The organism is Pseudomonas sp. PME37.24/025 (genome assembly GCF_055556615.1).
In genome coordinates this window covers 203,380-222,798 of record NZ_JBVHNK010000007.1, presented here as the reverse complement: position 1 = coordinate 222,798, position 19,419 = coordinate 203,380, and the positions used below count along the sequence as shown (strand labels likewise).

Below are 19,419 nucleotides of genomic sequence, written 5' to 3'. Positions count from 1 at the left end.
CAATCGCGGGCAAGCCCGCTCCCACAGATTTTTGGGTTGAGTGCAAGATTTGCAAACGCCAGAAAAAGCTGTGGGAGCGAGCTTGCTCGCGATGAGGCCAGAGCAGGCAATAGAGAACTACTTGAAACGTCGCTCCACCCCTTTCTCCACGAGAATTTTCGCTGAGATCTCTTCTACGGAGAAATGCGTGGAATTGATGTGGGCAATGTTCTCGCGACGAAACAGATTCTCCACCTCGCGCACTTCGAATTCACATTGCGCGTAACTCGAATAACGGCTGTTGGGCTTGCGTTCGTTGCGAATCGCCGTGAGGCGGTCCGGGTCGATGGTCAGGCCGAACAGCTTGTGATGATGGGCGCGCAGCGCGGTTGGCAGTTGCAGGCGCTCCATGTCATCTTCGGTCAGCGGATAATTGGCGGCGCGGATGCCGAATTGCATCGCCATATACAGACACGTCGGCGTCTTACCACATCGCGACACACCCACTAGTATCAGGTCGGCCTTGTCGTAATAGTGCGTGCGGGCGCCGTCGTCGTTGTCGAGGGCGAAGTTCACCGCCTCGATGCGCTCCATGTAATTGGAGTTGCCACCGATGGAGTGGGATTTGCCGACGGTGTAGGAAGAATGCTCGGTCAGTTCCTGTTCCAGCGGGGCCAGGAAGGTCGAGAAAATGTCAATCATGAAACCATTGGACGTTGCGAGGATCTCACGAATGTCCTGATTGACAATGGTGTCGAAAATAATCGGACGAAAACCATCGTTTTCGGCGGCTTTGTTGATTTGTTGTACCATGGCCCGCGCTTTATCCGCGTTGTCGATGTAGGGCCGCGTGATTTTGCTGAAGGTAATGTTTTCGAACTGCGCCAACAGGCTTTGACCGAGGGTTTCGGCCGTAATGCCCGTGCCATCGGAGATAAAGAAAGCAGATCGTTTCATTTGCACCTTGGGCCTTAAGCTAGTGACGATTCTTGGATATAGTAGGCGCGATTTGTCGGCCGCCAGTGGCCAGCATTCTCACTTATTTTCCAGGTCCAGGCCATACAGCCGGCAAATGCTCCCCCGAGTCGCCGGCTTCTGAGCTTTTCCAACACAGTTAGTGGAGAGATCACCTTGGTAGAGTACGTAGTTTCCCTCGATAAGCTCGGCGTCCATGATGTAGAGCATGTGGGGGGCAAGAACGCATCCCTGGGCGAGATGATCAGTAACCTTGCAGGTGCCGGTGTATCGGTGCCCGGTGGCTTCGCCACGACAGCTCAGGCATATCGTGATTTCCTGGAGCTGAGCGGTCTGAACGATCAGATCCATGCCGCCCTCGACGCGCTGGATGTCGACGATGTCAACGCCCTGGCCAAAACCGGCGCCCAGATCCGTCAATGGATCATGGAGGCCGAATTCCCCGAGAAGCTCAACGCCGAGATCCGCACCGCGTTCGCCACGCTGTCGGCCGGCAACCCTGACATGGCCGTTGCCGTGCGCTCTTCCGCTACCGCCGAAGACTTGCCGGACGCTTCCTTTGCTGGCCAGCAGGAAACCTTCCTGAACATCCGTGGTGTCGAAAACGTTATTCGCGCCGCCAAAGAGGTGTTCGCTTCCCTGTTCAACGACCGTGCGATTTCCTACCGCGTCCACCAGGGCTTCGACCACAAGCTGGTTGCCCTGTCGGCCGGCGTGCAGCGCATGGTCCGCTCCGAAACCGGCACCGCCGGCGTGATGTTCACCCTCGATACCGAATCGGGCTTCCGTGACGTGGTGTTCATCACCGGCGCTTACGGCCTGGGTGAAACCGTCGTACAAGGCGCGGTGAACCCGGATGAATTCTATGTCCACAAAGGCACGCTGGAAGCCGGTCGTCCGGCCATCCTGCGTCGCAACCTGGGCAGCAAAGCCATCAAGATGATCTACGGCGAAGTGGCCACGGCCGGTAAATCGGTCAAGACCATCGATGTGGACAAGGCTGATCGCGCACGTTTCTGCCTGAGCGACGCCGAAGTCAGCGAGCTGGCCAAGCAAGCGATGATCATCGAAAAGCACTACAAGTGCCCGATGGACATCGAATGGGCCAAAGACGGCGACGACGGCAAGCTCTACATCGTTCAGGCCCGTCCTGAAACCGTGAAGAGCCGCACTTCGGCCAATGTCATGGAACGTTACCTGTTGAAAGAAACCGGCACCGTGCTGGTGGAAGGTCGCGCCATCGGCCAGCGCATCGGCGCCGGCAAGGTGCGGATCATCAAGGACGTGTCCGAGATGGACAAAGTCCAGCCGGGCGACGTTCTGGTTTCCGACATGACCGACCCGGACTGGGAACCGGTCATGAAGCGCGCCAGTGCCATCGTCACCAACCGTGGCGGCCGTACCTGCCACGCGGCGATCATCGCTCGCGAGCTGGGTATCCCGGCCGTGGTCGGCTGCGGCAACGCCACTCAGCTGTTGAAAGACGGCCAGGGTGTGACCGTTTCCTGCGCTGAAGGCGACACCGGTTACATCTTCGAAGGCGAACTGGGCTTCGACATCAAGAAAAACTCCGTGGATGCCATGCCGGATCTGCCGTTCAAGATCATGATGAACGTCGGCAACCCGGACCGCGCCTTCGATTTCGCGCAACTGCCGAACGCCGGTGTGGGCCTGGCCCGTCTGGAGTTCATCATCAACCGCATGATCGGTGTTCACCCGAAAGCGCTGTTGAACTACGACGGTCTGCCGCAGGACATCAAGGACAGCGTCGACAAGCGCATCGCCGGTTACGACGATCCGGTTGGCTTCTATGTCGACAAACTGGTTGAAGGCATCAGCACCCTGGCCGCTGCGTTCACCCCGAAAAAGGTCATCGTGCGTCTGTCGGACTTCAAGTCCAACGAATACGCGAACCTGATTGGCGGCAAGCTCTACGAGCCGGAAGAAGAAAACCCGATGCTGGGCTTCCGCGGTGCTTCGCGTTACATCAGCGAAGCGTTCCGTGACTGCTTCGAGCTCGAGTGCCGCGCCCTCAAGCGCGTGCGCAACGAGATGGGCCTGACCAACGTTGAAATCATGGTGCCGTTCGTCCGTACACTGGGCGAAGCTAGCCAAGTGATCGATCTGTTGGCCGAAAATGGCCTGGCCCGTGGCGAGAATGGTCTGCGCATCATCATGATGTGCGAGCTGCCGTCCAACGCGATCCTCGCTGAAGAATTCCTCGAGTTCTTTGACGGCTTCTCCATTGGCTCCAACGACCTGACTCAGCTGACGCTGGGCCTGGATCGTGACTCCGGGATCATCGCGCACCTGTTTGACGAGCGTAATCCGGCGGTCAAGAAGCTGCTGGCCAATGCGATTCAGGCCTGCAACAAGGCTGGCAAGTACATCGGCATTTGCGGTCAGGGCCCTTCGGACCACCCTGATCTGGCCAAATGGCTGATGGAGCAGGGCATCGAAAGCGTTTCGTTGAACCCCGATTCCGTACTGGAAACCTGGTTCTTCCTGGCTGAAGGTCAAGCTTCGGCTTGATGGTGTGAGTGAAAGGGCCGATCAGTGATCGGCCCTTTTAGAGATTCTGTGTCCTATCTCGGCAATGCGTTCAATTTTGACGTGTGGATTTTGCTGGCAGGCAAGGCGCCGTGCGAGTCATAGCTTGCTATGGGGAGGAACGGCAACGCAGCATGCCAGCAAAAGACGCCGTCAAAATTGAACAGTCATTGCCGAGATAGGACTCGTGGGCGGGCTCCTCTGGAAGCCGCCCTTTTTTGTGCAAGAGCATTATGCAAAGCAGCAGCAACCTATTTCCTGTCGCCCTGATCAGCGCCGAGCGGCGCGGTGATCTGAGCGAAGACGTCTATCGTTTGAAACCCGGTAACAGCCCCGACGGCACCGTCGAACTGGCTGTGACGCGCCTGGGTCTGGCCGATGAGCCGGCGGTGCGTGGTGTGCCGGTGATTCTGTTGCACGGCAGCTTTTCCAATCGACGATTCTGGTTCTCTCCCAAAGGTCTGGGGTTGGGGGCTTATCTGACGCGTCTGGGGTTCGATGTGTGGATCCCGGAAATGCGCGGTCATGGCCTGTCTCAGCGCAACCAGGACTATCGCAAGAACCGCGTCGCCGACTACGCACGTTACGATCTGCCGGCCATTGGCGCGTTCGTGCGCGAACAAAGCGGCCAGGTCCCACACTGGATCGGTCATTCGCTGGGTGGCATTACGCTGGCGGCGGCGCTGGGTGGGGAATACATCGGCGAGCCTGTCGTCGCGTCTGCGGCGTTTTTTGGCACACAGGTCAGCCGCACCTACTGGCCGTTGAAGTTTCCGCCGGTGGAGTGGAGCGGGCGCTTCATTCTCAAGCGATTTGCCCAACTGTCAGGTTCACGGCTCAAGCGCGGCCCGGAGGACGAGCCGATTGGCCTGGCCCTGGAAAGCATGCGCTGGTACGGGCTGTTCGGGCGTTTTGGCGATGCCGACAAAGACTGGTGGGCGGGTTTGGCCGAGGTTCGGTTACCGATGTTGGCCGTGAGTGCCGCGGGCGATCATCAGGACCCGACCTGGGCCTGCCGCAAGCTGTTCGATCAGGTCGGCTCCGAGCACAAGCAATTCATCACCCTTGGCCGCGAACAAGGCTTTGGCGATAATTTCGGTCATGTGGAAATGCTTGTCAGCAAAGCTGCGCAGACTGAAGTCTGGCCATTGGTGGCGCGTTGGCTGGCGGATCAACAGACGCCGTTGTTGGGTGGAAAGCCGGATTTGGCTGCGGCAGTTTGAGCCTGATGCTCCAAGAAGGGCATTTCGCTCGAAACGGCTTGCGGCTAAGATATGACGCATTAAGCGGTTCTGGTCACTTTTGGTGACTGTTTCGATCGGCGCGTTTGCAGCCGTTCAGCCCTGGCCCGCGTATGCTGCCTACTCGATTGTCTTCCTCTTCACAGGAGTTTCTCGATGAACCATTACATCACGCCTGACCTGTGCGACGCCTACCCGGAGCTGGTGCAGGTGCTGGAGCCGATGTTCAGCAATTTCGGTGGCCGTGATTCTTTCGGTGGCGAAATTGTGACCATCAAATGTTTCGAAGATAATTCGCTGGTCAAGGAGCAAGTCGCGCTCAAGGGTAACGGTAAAGTACTGGTGGTAGACGGTGGCGGTTCCCTGCGCCGCGCGCTGTTGGGCGACCTGCTGGCCGAGAAAGCCGCCAGTAACGGTTGGGAAGGGCTGGTGGTCTACGGTTGCATCCGCGACGTCGACGTCATCGCGCAAACCGATCTGGGGGTTCAGGCCCTGGCCAGTCACCCGATGAAAACCGACCGGCGCGGTGTTGGTGAACTCAATATTGCCGTGACCTTCGCGGGTGTGACCTTCCACCCGGGTCACTATGTTTACGCGGACAACAACGGCGTGATCATTTCGCCAAGCCCGCTGCAGATGCCTGAATAAAGCGCGTTTCATTAAAGGGGTGAGGATGTTCGAGGAAGAAAACGCGCAGTGGGGGCTGGTGCATGCCCTCGTGCTGGACGGTAAGGGCGGTGCGCGTTCGATAGCCCGGACTGAACTCGATGACTTGCAGTTGCAGGCCCATGAAAGCCTGTGGTTGCACTGGGATCGTAGTCATCCGCAAACCCAGACCTGGCTGCGTAAATACAGCGGTCTGAGTGAATTTAGTTGCGACTTGTTGCTGGAAGAGAACACCCGGCCGCGTCTTTTGCCGCTGCCGGACTCCGAGCTTTTGCTGTTTCTGCGCGGGATTAACCTCAATCCTGGTGCCGAGCCGGAAGACATGGTCTCGGTGCGGATCTTCGGTTCGGCCCAGCGGGTGATCTCCCTGCGTTTGCGGCCGTTGCGCGCCACTGATGAGTTGCTGGTGCAACTGGCCGAAGGCAAAGGGCCGAAAACCGCCTCCGAACTCATTCTTTATATGGCGCAATACCTCACCAATAAAGTGCAGGATCTGGTCAGCTGCCTCTCGGAAATCGTCGATGAGGAAGAAGAAAAGCTGGATACCGACGAACGGTATACACCGGAGCATGGGGCCGTTTTGCAGATCCGTCGCAGAGCGGCTGCGCTGAAACGTTTTCTGGCACCGCAACGGGATATTTTCGGTCAGCTAACGCGGATAAAGCTGCCGTGGTTCGTCGAAGACGATGGCGATTACTGGAACGAATTGAACAACAGCCTGACCCGTTATCTCGAGGAGCTGGAATTGACCCGGGAGCGCGTGGGGCTGGTCCTTGAGGCCGAAGACCGGCGTCTGACCGTGCGCATGAACCGCACGATGTACCGCTTCGGGATCATCACCGGGATCTTTTTGCCGATGAGTTTTCTGACCGGTCTTTTGGGTATCAACGTCGGCGGCATTCCGTTCTCCAGCAGCCCTTATGGCTTCCTGATCGCCTGCTTGCTGGCAGGTTCGGTAGCGCTGGCGCAGTGGTGGCTATTCCGACGTTTGCGCTGGTTCTGATGATGAGTCATGTGACCCGACCAAATTTGACCGCGTCTTTCACAGATATCACGAGAGGTGCGTATGCACGATCCGTTTGAACAATCTTTGCGTGACATGCTCAAAGCTTCGCCGTCCACCCGTGACGACGATGCCTGCCTGGGTCGCGTGCTGAAAACCGCCAACCGCCAGGTCGGTGCCGGCGATCTGTTCAGCCTGCTGGGCCGTTGGCTGCCCGCGCTGATGATCGCCCTGAATAACGGATCGGCCCATGTCTCGCCGGTTTCCCGCCTTCGTAAACCTACCGCTCGCACTGCTGATAAGGCTGATTGAATATGGAACTTGATCTCTGGACTCAGAGCCTCGTCACTGCAATGACTGCGTTATGGACCAAAGTTGCGAACTTCATTCCGAACCTGTTCGGCGCACTGGTTGTGCTGCTGCTGGGTTTTGTCGTGGCCAAACTGCTGGACACGCTGCTTTCCAAATTGCTTGCCAAACTGGGCCTCGATCGCCTGATGGGTGGTACCGGGCTGACCAAATTGCTGTCCCGCGCCGGCCTTCAGGTGCCGATCTCGACGTTGATCGGCAAGATCGTCTATTGGTTCGTTCTGCTGATTTTTCTGGTTTCAGCCGCAGAATCACTTGGACTTGAGCGAGTTTCGGCTACGCTGGACATGTTGGCGCTGTATTTGCCGAAAGTATTCGGCGCTGCGCTGGTGCTGCTGGTGGGTGTCTTGCTCGCGCAACTGGCCAATGGGCTGGTGCGTGGCGCGGCAGAAGGCGTAGGGCTTGATTACGCCGCGGGCCTGGGGCGGATTGCCCAGGGCCTGGTGATCATCATCAGTATTTCGGTTGCGATCAGCCAGTTGGAGGTCAAGACAGACCTGCTCAACCATGTGATCGTGATCGTCTTGATTACCGTTGGTCTGGCGGTTGCGCTGGCCATGGGTTTGGGAAGCCGGGAAATTGCCGGTCAGATTCTTGCGGGAATCTATGTGCGTGAGTTGTATCAGGTTGGGCAACAAGTGCGTGTTGGCGAGGTCGAAGGTCAGATCGAAGAGATCGGCACGGTTAAAACCACCGTGCTGACCGATGAGGGTGAGCTAGTATCTCTCTCGAATCGGATTCTCTTGGAGCAGCATGTGAGTAGCCGCTAACCCGGCAAATCCTGCTAATGTATGCCGCCGCAAAATGCCCTGAAGGGCTGCGGCGGACATTGACCTGACTGTCGGCCAGACTTGTTTTGAATAAAGCTCAATCGCTCTCCACGCGCTACGACCCCCGCGAGCTCTCTGATGAGGAGTTGGTCGCGCGCTCGCATACCGAGCTGTTTCACGTAACGCGCGCTTATGAAGAACTGATGCGGCGTTACCAGCGAACATTATTTAACGTTTGTGCACGGTATCTCGGGAACGATCGTGACGCAGATGATGTCTGTCAGGAAGTGATGTTGAAGGTGCTGTACGGCCTGAAGAACTTCGAGGGCAAATCGAAGTTCAAGACGTGGCTGTATAGCATCACGTACAACGAGTGCATCACGCAGTATCGGAAAGAACGGCGAAAGCGTCGCTTGATGGACGCTTTGAGTCTGGACCCCCTCGAGGAAGCGTCTGAAGAAAAGACGCCGAAACCCGAGGAGAAGGGTGGACTTGATCGCTGGCTGGTGTATGTGAACCCGATCGACCGTGAAATTCTGGTGCTACGATTTGTCGCAGAGCTGGAATTTCAGGAGATCGCAGACATAATGCACATGGGTTTGAGTGCGACAAAAATGCGTTACAAACGCGCTCTAGACAAATTGCGTGAGAAATTTGCAGGCATTGCTGAAACTTAGTTCGGCGCAAATATCTCTTACGTGTAGGCAAGTTCTGATAGACTTGCCGCCGAGTTGTCCCCCGGTTTGCGGGACTGCTTCACAATCACCAGATGGGGATTTAACGGATGAAACTGAAAAACACCTTGGGCTTGGCCATTGGTTCTCTTATTGCCGCCACTTCGTTCGGCGCTCTGGCACAAGGCCAAGGCGCAGTTGAAATCGAAGGCTTCGCTAAGAAAGAACAATTCGACAGCGCTCGTAACTTCAAGAACAACGGCAACCTGTTCGGCGGTTCTGTTGGTTACTTCCTGACCGACGACGTTGAACTGCGTCTGGGCTACGACGAAGTGCACAACGTGCGTTCCGACGACGGTCGTAACATCAAGGGCGCTAACACCGCTCTGGACGCTCTGTACCACTTCAACAACCCGGGCGACATGCTGCGTCCATACGTATCGGCTGGCTTCTCCGATCAAAGCATCGGCCAGAATGGCAAAGGCGGTCGTAACGGTTCCACCTTCGCCAACGTTGGCGGCGGTGCCAAGCTGTACTTCACCGAGAACTTCTACGCCCGTGCCGGCGTTGAAGCTCAGTACAACATCGACCAGGGCGACACCGAGTGGGCTCCTAGCGTTGGTATCGGTGTGAACTTCGGTGGCGGCTCCAAGCCTGCTGCTGCTCCAGTTCCAGCACCAGCTGAAGTCTGCGCCGACAGCGACAACGATGGCGTTTGCGACAACGTTGACAAGTGCCCGGACACCGCCGCCAACGTAACTGTTGACGCTGATGGCTGCCCAGCAGTTGCTGAAGTTGTTCGTGTTGAGCTGGACGTGAAATTCGACTTCGACAAGTCGGTAGTCAAGCCTAACAGCTACGGCGACATCAAAAACCTGGCTGACTTCATGAAGCAGTACCCATCCACCACTACTACTGTTGAAGGTCACACTGACTCCGTCGGTCCTGACGCTTACAACCAGAAACTGTCCGAGCGTCGTGCAAACGCCGTTAAGCAAGTTCTGACCAACCAGTACGGTGTTGAATCTTCCCGCGTTCAGTCTGTTGGCTACGGCGAATCCCGCCCAGTTGCTGACAACAAAACTGAAGCTGGTCGCGCTGTAAACCGTCGCGTAGAAGCGCAGGTTGAAGCTAGCGGTAAGTAATTAGCTCGCAGCTCTGGAAAAGCCCGGCTTAGGCCGGGCTTTTCTTTGTCTGCGATTTGGGTTTCAGCGAGGGCTGTGCGCTGCTGCTAAGAGATCGCAGCCTGCGGAAGCTCCTACATGGATTTGGTATTTATCCCTGTAGGAACTGCCGAAGGCTGCGATCTTTTAATTCCTACAAGGATAAACACCGAGCCAATGCAGGAGCTGCCGCAGGCTGCGATCTTTTGATCTCATCACAGGCCGCCACTGCACCGATCACCAGAATCGCCGGGCTTTTGAGCTGGAAGTCGCAGGCATCGTCTTCCATGGCTGCCAAGTCGCTCCGACATTCCCGTTGGTGCGGCAGGGAAGCATTTTCGATCATCGCCACAGGCGTATCGGCAGCCATTCCGCCGGCCAGCAGTTGCTCGCGAATTTCACTGAGCTTCGCCACGCCCATGTAGATCACCAGTGTGGTGCCTCCTTGAGCCAGGGCCTGCCAATTCAGGCTGCTGTCATCCTGAGTGTGCGCCGTGACCAGTGTCACGCCACGCGCGACGCCCCTTAGCGTCAGCGGAATATCGCATTGGGTCGCACCGGCAAGACCTGCGGTGATGCCATTGACCAGCTCAACCTCGACGCCACGCTCACGCAGCCACTGTGCTTCTTCACCACCGCGCCCGAAGATGCACGGATCGCCGCCCTTGAGCCGCACCACGCATTTGCCGTGGCGGGTATAACGCAACATCAGGCGATGAATGAAGGCTTGAGGCGTTGAGCGACAGCCGCCGCGCTTGCCCACAGGAATAATTCGCGCATTCGGGCAATGCTCCAGCACCGCGTCATTGACCAGATCGTCGATCAGCACCACGTCCGCTTCGCGCAACGCTCGAACCGCCTTGAGGGTCAGCAATTCAGGGTCGCCAGGACCCGCACCCACCAGCCAGACTTTTGCGCTCATAGTGTTTTCCTCACGAGATGACGGCGACTGGCTGCGCAGTGGCGGCCAGCAAACGCTTGATTTCCGGAACGCAGGAGCCGCATTGCGTGCCGCAGCCCAATTCTTGTTTCAAACCCTGCAAATCCAGACCACGGCTGATGCCGGCACACACCGCGTTCTGGCTGACGTTCATGCAGTTGCACAGGGTTTTGGTGCCCGATGCCGGACCGCCAGCGCTGCCCGGTGGCGCACTCAAAGGCGCCAGCAGCCAACGGCGTAGCTGTTCGTCGGCGCGACCTTCCAGCCACAGGCTTTGCAGCCAGTGCTGAGCGAGGGTTTCACCGGCCAGGCGAATCGCGGTGATCCGACCGTTCTCGATCCGTACTCGCTTGCCGATCGAGCGCCGAGGATCGTCGTAGGCCAATACCGGGCCGTCGTTGAGCCCCAGGCATTGATCGATATCACGCAACAGCTGCGGCTCTGGCGCGGTGGCGCTGGCAGCGCGTATCAGCAGCGCTGGGCGTTCACGGCCGGTGAGGCTGAGGCTTGCGTAGGAAAACGCCTCGCAGAGCGGTCGCAACGTCTCTAGGTGCTGTTGAACATCACCCTCTATCAGGGCGAAAAGCTGCCAAGGCAATTGCACGGGCTCGAGTCGCACACCGCTGTGTTTGAGTTCCGGTTGTTTCGACAATGGGTCGAAGGCGGGAAGGGTGAGGGTGTTCACGCCGCCCTTGAGAAAGCGGTCGCCCCAGTGCATCGGCAGGAAGGCCTGGCCCGGACGTACGCTGTCGTCGCTGCTGACTGGCACGATCACCGAGCCTCGGCGACTTTTCAGATTGATCAGATCGCCAGGTTGCAGGCGATGCCGACGCAGTTCATCCGGGTGCAGGCTCAACACGGCTTCGCTGACATGGCCGAATAGCTGCGCGGCGGTACCGGTGCGGCTCATGCCGTGCCATTGATCGCGCAGACGGCCGGTGATCAGGGTCAGCGGGAAGCGCGCATCGCGTTGCTCCTTGGCGGCGCGATACGGGTCGGTGACGAACTGTGCACGCCCGCTGGCGGTCGGGAAAACTCCGTCGAGATACAGCCGCGCCGTGCCTTCGCGGGCACCAACGGGGAAGGGCCATTGCTGCGGACCGAGCTGGTCGATCAATTCATGACTGATCCCGGACAAGTCGAGGTCGCGGCCGCGAGTCAGGTGTTTGTATTCATCGAAGACCTGCGCCGGGGTTTCAAAGGCAAACAGGCTGGTTGCTCCAGGGCGCAGATGTTTTTCCAGGCGCTGTGCGAAATCCACGGTGATCGCCCAGTCGGGCCGTGCTTCACCGGGTGCGCCGATGGCCTGACGGACGTGGGAAATGCGTCGTTCGGAGTTGGTGACCGTGCCGTCTTTTTCACCCCAACTGGCGGCGGGCAGCAGCAGGTCGGCGAACGCGGCGGTTTCGGTGGTGTGAAAGGCTTCCTGCAACACCACGAACGGGCAAGCTTGCAGTGCCGCGCGTACAGCGGTCTGATCCGGCAGCGACTGTGCAGGGTTGGTGCAGGCGATCCACAGGGCTTTGATCTTGCCGCTGCGCATCTGCTCGAACAGCTCGATGGCCGTTAGGCCGGTGTTCGCGGGCAGTTGATCAACGCCCCAGTAGTCGGCCACTTGTGCGCGGTGGTCGGCATTGGCCGCTTCGCGATGGCCTGGCAGCAGGTTCGACAAACTGCCGGTTTCCCGGCCACCCATGGCATTCGGCTGACCGGTCAGTGAGAAAGGTCCTGCACCAGGCCGGCCGATTTGCCCGGTGGCCAGGTGCAGGTTGATCAGCGCGCTGTTCTTCGCGCTGCCGGCGGTGGACTGATTCAGCCCCATGCACCACAGCGACAGAAAGCTCGATGAAGTGCCGACCCATTCCGCGCATTGATGCAGTTGCTCGACGCTGATCCCACAGAGTTGCGAAACCATTGTCGGGGTGTAATCGCGGACCAGGTTTTTCAGCTCGGCGAGGCCTTCGGTGTGGGCCTTGATGAAGTCGCGGTCGACCCAGTCTTCCCACAGCAACAGGTGCAAAATCCCATGAAACAAGGCGACATCGGTACCGGGCAGAATCGCCAAATGCAGGTCGGCCAAATCGCAGGTGTCGGTGCGCCGCGGATCAATGACGATGACTTTCATCTGTGGACGGCGGGATTTGGCTTCTTCCAGGCGACGAAAGAGGACCGGGTGGGCGTAGGCCATGTTGCTGCCGACGATCATCACGCAGTCGCTCAACTCCAGGTCTTCGTAGTTGCAAGGCGGAGCATCGGCGCCGAGGCTGCGCTTGTAGCCGACCACAGCAGAAGACATGCACAGCCGCGAATTGCTGTCGATGTTGTTGGTGCCCACCAGCGCTCGCGCCAGTTTGTTGAAGGCGTAGTAATCCTCGGTCAGCAATTGCCCGGAGATGTAGAACGCAACACTGTCCGGGCCATGCTCGGCGATGGCCTCGGCGAAGACGCTGGCGGCGTGATCGAGCGCAGTGTCCCAGTCGGTGCGGCTGCGGGCCAGGCCTTTACCCAAGCGCAGTTCCGGGTACAACGCCCGTGCCGCAAGGTCGCCGGTCAGGTGCAGGGTCGAACCTTTACTGCACAATTTGCCGAAGTTGGCCGGGTGTGCCGGGTCGCCGCTGACGCCGAGGATGCGCTCGCCGTCGTGTTCGATCAGCACGCCGCAGCCGACCCCGCAGTAGCAGCAGGTGGAGGCGGTGATTTGACGGTCCATCAGCTTGCTTCCCGTAGGGCCAGCAGCACGCGGCCGTTCTCGACTCGTGCCGAATGATGGTGGGCGCAGCCGACATCCGGGGCCTGGGCCTCACCGGTTTCCAGATCGATCTGCCAGTTGTGCAGCGGGCAGGCCACCCGCTTGCCGTAGATCAAACCTTGGGACAGCGGTCCACCCTTGTGCGGGCAGCGGTCGTCGAGGGCGAAAACCTCATCGTCGCTCGTACGAAAAATCGCGATGTCACCTTTCGGGCCGGCGATGATCCGCGAGCCAAGGGTGTTGATCTCTTCCAGTGCGCAGATATCCAGCCAGTTCATACCGACACCTCCAGGTTCTTCACGGGAATGACCTCGAATTCTTTTTTCAGCAGCGGCTGCTCGAGGCGTTCCTTCCAGGGGTCCTGCTCGAACGACAGGGAAAATTGCAGGCGATCGTTCAATGCCTTGCGCCGCTCCGGGTCTTCCAGCACGGCTTTCTTGATGTGTTCCATGCCGACCCGTTGCAGGTAGTGCACGGTGCGCTCGAGGTAGAAGGCTTCTTCGCGATACAGCTGCAGGAACGCGCCGTTGTACTCGCGCACTTCTTCGGCGGTTTTCAGTTTGACGAAGAACTCCGCGACTTCAGTTTTGATCCCACCGTTGCCGCCGATGTACATCTCCCAGCCGGAGTCCACGCCGATAATTCCGACGTCCTTGATCCCCGCTTCCGAGCAGTTGCGTGGGCAACCGGAGACGGCCAGTTTCACTTTGTGTGGCGACCACATGTTGAACAGGTCGTGCTCAAGCTCGATGCCCAGTTGCGTGGAATTCTGGGTGCCGAAGCGGCAGAACTCGCTGCCGACACAGGTTTTTACGGTGCGGATGGATTTGCCGTAGGCGTGACCGGACGCCATATCCAGGTCTTTCCAGACGCCTGGAAGGTCCTGCTTTTTGATTCCCAGCAAGTCGATGCGCTGGCCGCCGGTGACCTTGACCATCGGCACGTTGTACTTGTCGGCCACGTCAGCAATGCGTCGCAGCTCTGAAGGATTGGTCACACCGCCCCACATCCGCGGGACTACAGAGTAAGTGCCGTCTTTCTGAATGTTGGCGTGGGCGCGTTCGTTGATCAGGCGCGATTGCGGATCGTCCTTGGCCTCGCCTGGCCAGGTGGAAATCAGGTAGTAGTTGAGTGCCGGGCGGCACGTGGCGCAACCGTTCGGGGTGCGCCAGTTCAGGTAGCTCATGGTGCCAGCGATGGTCAGCAGGTGCTGGTCGCGGATGGCCTGGCGGATTTGCCCGTGGTTGAGGTCGCTGCAACCGCAGATGGCTTTTTCGCTTTTCGGTTTGACGTCAGCCGCGCCGCCCACGGTGTTGATCAGGATCTGTTCGACGAGGCCGGCGCAGGAACCGCAAGAACTGGCAGCCTTGGTGTGTTTCTTCACGTCATCGACGCTGAACAGTCCGTGTTCCTGAATGGCCTTGACGATGGTGCCTTTGCACACGCCGTTGCAGCCGCAGACTTCGGCGGTGTCGGCCATGCTCATGGCTTTGTCCTGGCCTTGATGTCCTACGTCGCCCAAGGCGTTTTCGCCGAACATCAAGTGATCGCGGATCTCGCCGATGCCATGGTTCTCACGGATCTGCCGGAAATACCAACCGCCATCTGCCGTATCGCCGTACAGACAGGCGCCGACCAGCACGTCATCCTTGATCACCAGTTTTTTGTAGACCCCGCCGATCGGGTCGGAGAGGGTGATGGTTTCGGTGCCTTCGCCGCCCATGAAGTCGCCAGCGGAAAACAGGTCGATGCCGGTGACTTTCAATTTGGTCGACGTCACCGAGCCCTTGTAGGTGGCGAAGCCCAGTTGGGCGAGGTGGTTGGCGCAGACCTTGGCCTGTTCGAACAATGGCGCAACCAGGCCGTAGGCGATGCCACGGTGGCTGGCGCATTCGCCGATGGCGTAGACCCGAGGGTCGTAGGTTTGCATGGTGTCGTTGACCAGAATCCCGCGGTTGCACGGGATGCCGGATTTTTCCGCGAGTTCGGTATTGGGGCGAATACCGGCGGCCATCACCACCAGATCGGCGGGGATGATGTCGCCGTTCTTGAACTGCACCGAGCCGACCCGGCCATTGCCGGCGTCGTGCAGGGCCTGGGTCTGTTCGCACAGGCGGAAATGCAGGCCTCGGGCTTCCAGGGCGGTTTGCAGGAGTTGGCCGCTGGTTTTGTCCAGTTGCCGCTCCAGCAGCCATTCGCCGATGTGCACCACGGTGACGTGCATGCCGCGCAGCATCAGGCCGTTGGCGGCTTCAAGACCTAGCAGGCCGCCGCCGATGACCACGGCGTGCTTGTGGGTCTTGGCGGTGTCGATCATCGCCTGGGTGTCGGCAATGTCGCGGTAGCCGATCACGCCCTGCAAGGTGTTGCCGGGGATCGGCAGGATGAACGGGGTCGAGCCGGTGGCAATCAGCAGGCGGTCGTATTCGGCCTCGGTGCCGTCCTCGGCGATGACCCGGCGTTTGACCCGGTCGATCTCCACCACTTTGCGGTTGAGCAGCAGCTTGATGTTGTTTTCCAGGTACCAGTCCAGATCGTTGAGCACGATCTCTTCGAAGGTCTGTTCGCCGGCCAGAACAGGCGACAGCAGGATGCGGTTGTAGTTGGTATGGGGTTCGGCGCCGAAGACCGTGATGTCGTACAGCTCATTACTCAGCTTGAGCAGTTCTTCCAGGGTACGAACCCCGGCCATGCCGTTGCCGATCATCACTAGTTTTAGTTTTTTCATCAGGTTCTCCGGGGAGCTCGGGCCTGCCTCATCAGGGCATTCAGGCCTTGCTCGACAAAATTTTGCGCAAACAAAAAAAGGCGTCCCGCTAGTTAACTAGCGAGGACGCCTTTGTCCTTGTCCCGTTCTCTCGGGCAGCGCAGCCTTCTACGTTGAAGGTTGGGCTTTATGTATGTTGGGAAAGGTAATGCAGTGGTTGTGCCAAGTCGGGCAAATGCCGAATTTATGGGCTCTCACCGTGGGAGGAGGGTGTTTGCGTGCACCGGTTCAATGCGCCATGCCCGGTTTTGAAGCAGAAAAGTCAAAAGATCGCAGCCTGCGGTAATTCCTACAGGAGATCGTGGGCACCGGTAGGAGCTGCCGCAGGCTGCGATCTTTTGATCTTTTGGGTGAAGTGAAAAACTCAACCATGAAACAGCAAAAACAGCAGCACCAGATTCACCAGCAACGACACCAGCGCCAACGTCCGCCAGACTTTCAGCGGTTCGCGCTCCAGCAACGGTCTGGGGCGCACGCTCAAACTGCGTCGTTCTCCCTGTTCCAGTAGCAACAACCATTCTTCCGCCGTTTCAAAACGCTGATCCGGAGCCGCCGCCACCGCACGCTCCAGACTTTGCGCGATCCATTCCGGCAGGTCGGGCCGGTAGCGACTGGCGCTGACAGGCACGCCAAACCGAGGGCGCTGGAACGCTTCGATTTCGCCGTAGGGATAATGCCCGGTCAGCAGGTAATACAAGGTCACGCCGACTGCATACAAATCCTGTTGTGGTGTAGGAGCGTCACCTCGAAAGGCTTCCGGCGCGATATAGCTGGGCGTTCCGGGCAGGGCGCAGGCTTGATCTTCGGACAGGCCGGGGCAGTAGGCGAGGCCGAAATCCAGCAGGCGCAGCTCACCGTCGTCCCCTAGCAGCAGGTTCTCCGGTTTGATATCGCGATGCAGAATCTGCCGTCGATGCAATATGCCGATGGCCCGCAGCAAGCGTTCGGCCAGGTCCAGCCATTGAGCCAATGGCAGCGTTGCGACACGCTCATGCAGCTCAGCCAAGGTCGACCCGGAGTATTCCCGCATCACGTAGTACAAATGCTGACGCTGACTGGCGGCATGGACTTCAGGAAAATGCCGCCCGGCCACACGCTTGAGAAACCATTCCTCCGACAACAATGCCTGTCCGGCCTGGTGATCGTCACGGAGCGCACTGGGCAAGGTTTTCAGCAGCCAGGGCTGTTGTTGTGCATCGCGCACCCGGTAGAGCAGCGATTGCTGGCTCTGGCCGAGGATCCCTTCGACCTGCCAGCCTTCGAAGGTCTGGCCCTGCTTCAGCGCAGGCGGGAGTGGCCATTGCTGCAGATGAATCAGTGCGTCGCCAATGCTGGTTTCACCGAGGGCATCGACCCGCACCAGCAGGGCGCTGGCGTTGTCCTGACTGCCGGCCAGATGCGCAGCGCTGACCAGGGTCTGCGCGGCACTGTTCAGGTCAGGCTGATCGCGCAGAATCGCTGCAATGGCGGTGTCGCCCAGCACGGCCCAGATGCCGTCGCTGAGCAGCACGAAACTCTCGTTCAGGCGCAGTTCGCCATCGAGAAAGTCCAGCACCAGGTGTTGATCCAGCCCCAAGGCCCGTTTGAGCACATGCTGCATGCCCGGCTGGTCCCAGACGTGATCCTCACTCACCCGTTGCAGTGTGTCGGCGTGCCAGCGATAAACCCGGCAATCGCCGACATGCGCCAGGGTGAAGCGCCGGCCGCGTATCACCAAGGCACTGACCGTGGTCAGCAGCGGTTGCCCGCCACCGTTAGCCTGCAACCAGCGATTTTGCGCCAGTAGCAGGCGGTCCAGTGCCTGGGCGACGCCCCAGGTTTCCGGGGTGGCGTAGTAGTCCAGCGCCAAGGCCTGCAAGGTCGAGCGGGCCGCGAGACCGCCATCGGCACATTGGCTGACGCCGTCGGCGATGGCGAACAGGTAACCCTTGCTCGCCGCCAGCGCCGGGGCCGGAGTGACCAGGCGCAGAGCGTCCTGGTTCTCCTCGCGGGGGCCGATGGCGCTGTGTTCGGCGAAGCTCAGTTGCAGGCTCATGCAGTCCTCATACCCGTGCAGCGGTGACGGCTGCCGAACCCCAAGTGGTTCTCCAGCGACGTTTCACGCCATGCAGACCGAACCAGGCAAGTACACCGAGGCTTGCGAACAACCACAAGGCCAGTTGATAGCTGCCAGTGCTTTGTTTGATCGCGCCCATGCCGGCCGCCAGTGCGAAGCCACCGATGCCGCCGGCCATGCCGATCAGCCCGGTCATCACACCGATCTCCCGGCGAAAACGCTGTGGGACCAACTGGAATACCGCACCGTTGCCTGCACCCAAACCGAGCATGGTGCAGACGAAAAGTGCCAACGCGGCGTAGGAACTCGGCAGATTGAAACCTACCGTCGCAATACAGATCGCCGCCACGGTGTACATCGCCAGCAGGGTGCGAATCCCGCCGAAGCGATCCGCCAGCGCGCCGCCCAACGGACGCATCAGGCTGCCACCGAACACACAAGCAGCAGTGTAGTAGCCGGCGGTCACCGGGCTCAGGCCGTATTGGTCGTTGAAGTAGCCGGGCAGGGCGCTGGCCAGACCGATGAAGCCACCGAAGGTCACGCTGTAGAAAAACATGAACCACCAGCTGTCCCGGTCACCCAAGGCCTTGAAATAGTCAGACACGGACTTGGCTTTCGGGCGCTCGGGTGCATTTTTGGCCAGCCAGGCGAAGACGATCAAGGTCAGGATCAGCGGGATCAGGGCGAAGCCGAACACGTTGCTCCAGCCAAATGCAGCGGCCAGTACCGGGGCGATCAAGGCCGCGAGGACGGTGCCCGAGTTACCGGCACCGGCGATGCCCATGGCTTTGCCCTGGTGCTGGGGCGGATACCATTGCGAGGCCAACGGCAGGGCGACGGCGAAGGACGCACCGGCCATGCCGAGGAACAGGCCCAGCAACAGCGCTTGCTCGTAACTGTGGATGCCGACTTTCCAGGCGACGAACAGGGCGCAGATGACGATCACCTGGCCGATTATCCCGGCGGTTTTTGGCGACAGACGATCAGCCAGCAGGCCCATCGCAAAGCGCAATACGGCCCCGGCCAGAATCGGCGTGGCCACCACCAGCCCGCGCTGTTGGGTGGTCAGGTGCAGATCAGCAGCGATCTGCACCGCCAAAGGGCCGAGCAGGTACCAGACCATGAAACTCAGATCGAAATAGAGGAAGGCTGCGAACAGTGTCGGGGTATGGCCGGATTTCCAGAAGCTTGAATTCATCGCGCACCTCAGCTGTCAGGCGTATCAAGAAGGAGTCATGAGCTTGCAGGTGGGGCGCCACAATGGCCGCACCACCAGCCCCGGTCTCTGGGGCCAAAACGGAAAAACGCCGCTACCCGATCCGCCAAGGGGGCGAATGAGGTGAGCGACGTCTTTGTCGTAGGTGGGGCAACCGCCGTTGGTTACCTTGCAGGGTTTTACTTAGCGAGATTTGTGCCAACAGGCGGTTGTTGTGGCTATAGAGGTTGTTGTGGCGAGGGAGCTTGCTCCCGCTCGGCTGCGAAGCAGTCGTAAATCCTGCACCCGGTTTGCGTCTGAT

Annotated in this window: 15 protein-coding genes; 8 read left to right on the top strand and 7 right to left on the bottom strand. The window is 59.3% G+C overall.

The window, feature by feature from the left end:
• Window positions 1-117: 117 nt before the first annotated feature.
• Entirely contained in the window at window positions 118-936 is an 819-nt protein-coding gene (gene ppsR / locus ACZ3HH_RS14755) for a posphoenolpyruvate synthetase regulatory kinase/phosphorylase PpsR (RefSeq protein ID WP_007902088.1), read from the bottom strand.
• A 174-nt stretch (window positions 937-1,110) separates the two neighbouring features.
• Here ppsR and ppsA point away from each other — a divergent pair, with 174 nt between their 5' ends.
• From ppsA to ACZ3HH_RS14715, 8 genes are all read left to right on the top strand, one after another.
• Complete coding sequence (gene ppsA / locus ACZ3HH_RS14750) at window positions 1,111-3,486, top strand: phosphoenolpyruvate synthase (protein WP_465805605.1); 2,376 nt, start codon at window positions 1,111-1,113, stop codon at window positions 3,484-3,486.
• Between the two features lie 251 nt (window positions 3,487-3,737).
• Window positions 3,738-4,727 (top strand): alpha/beta fold hydrolase, encoded by a 990-nt coding sequence (locus ACZ3HH_RS14745; RefSeq protein ID WP_465805604.1) that lies wholly within the window; start codon window positions 3,738-3,740, stop codon window positions 4,725-4,727.
• A gap of 174 nt (window positions 4,728-4,901) precedes the next feature.
• On the top strand, window positions 4,902-5,393 hold the full coding sequence (gene rraA / locus ACZ3HH_RS14740) for a ribonuclease E activity regulator RraA (protein WP_465805603.1): 492 nt from the start codon (window positions 4,902-4,904) through the stop codon (window positions 5,391-5,393).
• A gap of 25 nt (window positions 5,394-5,418) precedes the next feature.
• Window positions 5,419-6,414 (top strand): zinc transporter ZntB, encoded by a 996-nt coding sequence (locus ACZ3HH_RS14735; protein WP_465805602.1) that lies wholly within the window; start codon window positions 5,419-5,421, stop codon window positions 6,412-6,414.
• 63 nt (window positions 6,415-6,477) lie between these two features.
• Window positions 6,478-6,726 (top strand): CrfX protein, encoded by a 249-nt coding sequence (locus ACZ3HH_RS14730; RefSeq protein WP_123360047.1) that lies wholly within the window; start codon window positions 6,478-6,480, stop codon window positions 6,724-6,726.
• 2 nt (window positions 6,727-6,728) lie between these two features.
• Window positions 6,729-7,553, top strand: a complete 825-nt coding sequence (locus ACZ3HH_RS14725) for a mechanosensitive ion channel family protein (protein ID WP_007902078.1) — start codon at window positions 6,729-6,731, stop codon at window positions 7,551-7,553.
• 86 nt (window positions 7,554-7,639) lie between these two features.
• Entirely contained in the window at window positions 7,640-8,230 is a 591-nt protein-coding gene (sigX, locus tag ACZ3HH_RS14720; protein ID WP_032834987.1) for an RNA polymerase sigma factor SigX, read from the top strand.
• A 107-nt stretch (window positions 8,231-8,337) separates the two neighbouring features.
• Window positions 8,338-9,372 (top strand): OmpA family protein, encoded by a 1,035-nt coding sequence (locus ACZ3HH_RS14715; protein WP_465805601.1) that lies wholly within the window; start codon window positions 8,338-8,340, stop codon window positions 9,370-9,372.
• A 172-nt stretch (window positions 9,373-9,544) separates the two neighbouring features.
• Here the strand turns inward: ACZ3HH_RS14715 and cobA are convergent, their stop codons facing one another.
• The 6 genes from cobA to ACZ3HH_RS14685 form a co-directional block, all read right to left on the bottom strand.
• Entirely contained in the window at window positions 9,545-10,312 is a 768-nt protein-coding gene (gene cobA, locus ACZ3HH_RS14710) for a uroporphyrinogen-III C-methyltransferase (RefSeq protein WP_367372272.1), read from the bottom strand.
• Window positions 10,313-10,322: 10 nt separating this feature from the next.
• The gene (locus tag ACZ3HH_RS14705; RefSeq protein WP_465805600.1) at window positions 10,323-13,040 is read right to left on the bottom strand and encodes a nitrate reductase; all 2,718 of its coding nucleotides are present in this window, start codon (window positions 13,038-13,040) and stop codon (window positions 10,323-10,325) included.
• Window positions 13,040-13,357 (bottom strand): nitrite reductase small subunit NirD, encoded by a 318-nt coding sequence (nirD, locus tag ACZ3HH_RS14700; RefSeq protein WP_038979922.1) that lies wholly within the window; start codon window positions 13,355-13,357, stop codon window positions 13,040-13,042. Before nirD ends, ACZ3HH_RS14705 begins: the two co-directional genes overlap by 1 nt.
• Window positions 13,354-15,807 carry a nitrite reductase large subunit NirB gene (gene nirB / locus ACZ3HH_RS14695; protein WP_038979924.1) on the bottom strand — a complete coding sequence of 818 codons (2,454 nt, stop codon included), beginning with the start codon at window positions 15,805-15,807 and terminating at the stop codon, window positions 13,354-13,356. Before nirB ends, nirD begins: the two co-directional genes overlap by 4 nt.
• A gap of 403 nt (window positions 15,808-16,210) precedes the next feature.
• The gene (locus tag ACZ3HH_RS14690; RefSeq protein WP_465805599.1) at window positions 16,211-17,881 is read right to left on the bottom strand and encodes a protein kinase domain-containing protein; all 1,671 of its coding nucleotides are present in this window, start codon (window positions 17,879-17,881) and stop codon (window positions 16,211-16,213) included.
• Between the two features lie 7 nt (window positions 17,882-17,888).
• Window positions 17,889-19,100, bottom strand: coding sequence for a nitrate/nitrite transporter (locus ACZ3HH_RS14685; protein ID WP_008006983.1), 1,212 nt, complete (start codon window positions 19,098-19,100; stop codon window positions 17,889-17,891).
• Window positions 19,101-19,419 lie beyond the last annotated feature (319 nt).